At 52.1% G+C, this 5,187-nt stretch carries 1 protein-coding gene; it reads left to right on the top strand.

Annotation, left to right across the window (positions count from 1 at the left end; translation table 11 throughout):
• Positions 1-958: 958 nt before the first annotated feature.
• On the top strand, positions 959-5,187 hold a 4,229-nt coding region (locus V6D20_17415; protein HEY9817562.1), incomplete at its 3' end, for a calcium-binding protein.

The raw sequence follows: 5,187 nt of genomic DNA, 5'->3' as shown, positions 1-5,187 counted from the left end.
ACGGACGGCTAATGGATGAACGGCAACCAAGCCCTTCTCTTATGGATAGCGATCTAGACGCTTTCATCCAACAAACTGAACAACTGCTTTAACCGGAACTGACCGCTAGAAAGCTACGGAACTAGTCTCTAGGGGTCATCGTTTTGACGCCTGATAGAAAGGCAGGAGAATATCTACGTAGAGTATGGTAGTTATGTCTAGAACTTTGCTTTAATATTGAACAAGACATCAAACGTTGGCTTCATTAAGATCTCAACAAGATGAAGGAGGCATGAAGATACTAGTCATGCACAAGCAATAGCCTGTTTGCTTGGCAAGATAACAGTCAATCTTTGGTGGTATTGACTACGTTAAAGACAGGTATAAAACAGGTTGGCTCAAGGTGTTTTTGGTTATGACCCTAGTCTAGGTAAGCCCGCCTAAATGTCATAGACTGCACTTATATCCCTCTCAGGAGCTAGCTCATTGTTAGACGACGATACTCGCTACAGTCATGAGAGCCTCTTTGCCTTGGTTGGCCCCTTCAAGAAGCGATCGCCTTTTTGTAACCGAATGCAAAGAACAAAAACCCAGGCTTATGACAACACTCCCAGGATTTGGGTAGGTGAACAAAGACTGTTGTACTCATCGTATAAGTGTTTTGCCTAACAGCAGATCCACAGGGCTGCTCCACGCTCACCTCAATCGAGAGGCGACCCACGTCATTACCTTAGCCTGTTAATCATGTCACTCTAAGAAATACATTTTTAGCTAGCACGATCAGCAGAACGTGTTCATATCAAAGATGGCTCATGATCCTGAGGGACATCGTTGGTTTGAAGTTAATCAAGATAGAACTATCATGTCTAGCCTGACGATTCACTTGTCTTAAGTCGATCAAGGGCTAGAGAGATGATGGATGAAGACTGCAGTTTGATCTGAAATGAATGTCAGTAGGTTTTGGTAAGGAAATAGAATAATGGCTGTCAGAAGAGGTGATGGTAGCAACAATCGGTTGCGGGGTACGGTTGAGGATGATCGGCTGTTTGGGCTAGGTGGAGATGATATTCTCTTAGGTCTACAAGGCAATGACCTATTAGACGGCGGTGCTGGCAGCGATCGCTTAATCGGCGATGCGGGCGATGATCGGCTCATTGGCGGCGGTGGCAACGATACCTTAGACGGCGGCTCCGGCAGCGATCGCATGGAAGGGGGCGCGGGCAATGACATTTATGTTGTAGACAATGTCGGCGATCGCGTCATTGAGACACTGAACTCTGGCATTGACTTGGTGAATGCATCCATCAGTTTCCGGCTAGGTGCAAATGTCGAGAATTTGACCTTGACCGGAAACCAGGCGATCAACGGTACGGGTAATGATTTAGACAATACCATCTTAGGTAATAACGCCAATAACGTTATTCGCGGATTGGACGGAGATGACGTCCTGCGCGGGCTTGGCGGCGATGACACCCTTCGAGGGGATAGGGGGAACGACAGTCTCATCGGGGATGCCGGAGATGATCGCCTGTTTGGCGACGCTGGCAATGATCGGCTCGATGGCGGCACCGGCGATGATGTTCTCAATGGTGGAACGGGCAACGATATCCTAGACGGTGGGGATGGCACCGATATCTTGATTGGCGACACCGGGCGCGATACCCTTCGGGGCGGGGCGGGCAACGATACGCTGCGCGGTGGAGCAGATGATGATGTTTTAGAGGGCGGTGACGGCGATGATCTGCTAGACGGTGGCACCGGAGCAGATATCATGCGCGGTGGAGATGGGAATGATACCTATCTGGTGGATAACCTCGGCGACGTGGTGATCGAAAATGCCAATGAGGGTCTCGATCTGGTGCGATCGCAGGTGTCGTTTACCCTAGGCGCTAACGTCGAGAACCTTATCTTGCTAGGAACGGGCAACCTGAATGGAGCCGGTAATGACCTCAACAATACCATTACTGGCACAACGGGCAACAACATCCTTGAGGGCGGCGCGGGTGACGACTATCTCAATGGGGTGGGGGGGAATAATACCCTGATCGGCGGTACTGGAAATGATACCTATATCGTCAGCGGTTTGGGAGATACTATCACAGAGGATCCGGGTGGTGGCATCGATACTGTTATTACTCGTTTTTCGACGGTGCTAGCCCCCAACCTAGAAAATCTGATTCTGTTGGGCAATGATAATCTCAACGGCATTGGCAATGAAGAAAATAATACCATTACCGGTAACGCTGGAGATAATCTCCTTCAAGGCAACGGTGGAAATGATGTTTTAATCGGTGGTGCTGGGCGCGATACCCTGATCGGCGGGGATGACAATGACACCTATATCCTCAATGATGAAGGTGACACAATTCTGGAAACCCCCGGTGGTGGCACCGATACGGTCATTTCTAACCTACGCTCCTATACCCTAGCAGGCAATGTTGAAACCCTAATTTTAGGTGGAGCTAATAACCTGCGGGGCACAGGCAATGAGTTAGATAATACCCTAATTGGCAATAGCGGCAACAATACCTTATCGGGTGGCGATGGCAGCGATCGCATTGAGGCAGGCGACGGCAACGATACCCTAGATGGCGGTACTGGCGATGATGTGATGATCGGCGGGCGCGGCGATGACATCTACATTGTAGACAGCGCAGGCGATGTGGTAACTGAGGCAGCCAATGAAGGCATTGATACCGTAGTCGCCAGCGACTCCTATACCCTAGGAGATAATATTGAAAACCTATTCCTCATCGGTGCGTCAGATAGTGATGGCACGGGCAATGACCTCGCCAACACCATCACGGGCAACAATGGCAATAACCGCTTAGAAGGACGCGGCGGCGATGATCTGCTGGCGGGCGGTGACGGCAACGATATCCTGGATGGCGGCAGCGGTATCGATGAGATGCGCGGCGGCAAGGGCAATGATACTTACCTGGTCGACAATATTAGCGATCGCGTCGTTGAGGATACCAATGAAGGTATTGATTTAGTTATTTCCGACGTGTCCTATTCCCTCGGAGCCAATCTAGAAAATCTTACCTTAGTGGGCACGGGAAATAATATCGGCTCAGGCAACGCGCTGGATAATACTATTCTGGGCAATACAGGGAATAACACCCTGATCGGCGGAGACGGTAATGATGTTCTTGACGGCGTCGGTGGGCGCAATAGCCTAATCGGCGGACGCGGCAATGATACCTACTTTGTTCGCCAAGTCGGCGATATTGTGGTGGAAAGTACCAATGAGGGACTCGATACCGTCTTCTCAGATGTGAACTTTACCCTTGGGGCCAATGTCGAGAATCTGATATTAGTCGGCCCTACCGGCAACGAAAACCTCACCGGGGTGGGAAATGCCGGTAATAACACCATTACCGGCAATGCCGGGAATAACCTGCTGCAGGGCGGTGGCGGCAACGATGTCTTGATCGGTGGTGCTGGCGTCGATACAATGCAGGGCGGCACGGGGAATGATACCTACTACGTCGATAACAGCGCTGATGTGGTCACAGAAAATCCTAACGAAGGGACAGACGTGGTGATCGCCAGCGCTAGCTATACCCTATCCGGTAACATCGAGCGGTTGGTGTTGCTGGATGGAGCGGTGATCGGGGCTGGTGATGCAGGTAACAATACCATTATCGGCAACGACGCCAATAACCGTCTCGATGGTCGGGGCGGCAGCGATCGCCTCATAGGTGGTCGCGGCAATGATACCTATGTGGTCGATAACCTAGGCGATCGGGTGATTGAAAATGCCAATGAGGGTTTAGATACAGTCCTTTCGTCGGTTTCCTATACCCTAGGAGCCAATCTGGAAAACCTGACCCTGCAACCGGGGGCAGGTAACCTAAACGGTATCGGCAATGATGCCAACAATACAATCATTGGTAACGAGGGAAATAACCGTCTAGAAGGGCGGGGTGGCAATGATGTGATCCTGGCAGGGGCAGGCAATGATGTCCTCGATGGCGGCACCGGCAATGATCTAATGGACGGTGGCACGGGCAATGATACCTACGTGATCGACAATGCGGGCGATCGCATCGTGGAAACTGGCCCAGCTACCGATATTGATACGGTCATTTCCAGCCTTAACCTCAACCTCTCTGCACCAGACTATGTCAACATCGAAAACCTAACCCTAGTGGGGGGAGCCACCCAAGGCACCGGCAATGATCGCAACAATACCATCATTGGCAACGCCAACGACAATACCCTAGACGGCGGCGCAGGCAATGATGTGCTGATTGGCGGCAGCGGCAACGACATCCTACGGGGTGGCCTAGAGGTAGACGAGATGCGCGGCGGAGTCGGCAATGATACTTACTACGTCGATGACACAAGCGATCGCGTCATCGAAGCACCCAATGCCGGGCGCGATACGGTGATTTCCACGGTGAACTACACCCTGGGCGATAACATCGAAATTCTTATCCTCGACCCAACGGGCGGGGCCATCAACGGCACAGGCAACAGTCTAAACAACACCATTATTGGCAACGACAACAATAATGTTTTAGATGGTGGTGCAGGGGCCGATAGGATGATTGGCGGACGGGGCGACGATCGCTACATCGTGGATGATGAGGGCGATCGCGCTGTTGAAACCGTGGCAGGGCCAGCCGGCGGCATTGACACCGTAGAATCCTCCGTGTCTTTTACCCTCGGGGCCAATCTAGAAAATCTGATCCTGACCGGTGCCACCGGTACTGAGGATCTAATCGGGGTGGGTAACGCAGGTCGCAATACCATCACCGGCAACGACGGCAATAATCTCCTCGACGGTCGCGCCGGCAATGACGTGATGATCGGCGGTCTGGGGAATGACACCTACGTGGTCGATGCCGCTGGGGATGGGGTAGTGGAAACCGTGGACATCGGTGGTGGCATCGATACGGTGATCTCCTCGGTGTCCTATACCCTGGGGGCCAACCTAGAAAACCTAATCCTGGCAGCAGGGGCGGGCAACATCAACGGCTTCGGCAATGCCCTAGAAAATAGCCTGATCGGCAACGAGGGCAGCAACACCCTCGATGGCGGAGGCGGAGCCGACTACATGGCCGGCGGGGCCGGCAATGATCGGTATTTCGTTGATGATGAGGGCGATCGCGTTGTCGAAAACCCCGGTGAAGGTTTAGATACAGTAACCTCCAGCGTTTCCTACACCCTAGGGGCCAATATCGAAAATCGTACCCTAGT

The sequence above is a fragment of the Candidatus Obscuribacterales bacterium genome, assembly GCA_036703605.1.
GTDB lineage: Bacteria > Cyanobacteriota > Cyanobacteriia > RECH01 > RECH01 > RECH01.
This window is presented reverse-complemented; position numbering and strand designations above follow the sequence as displayed.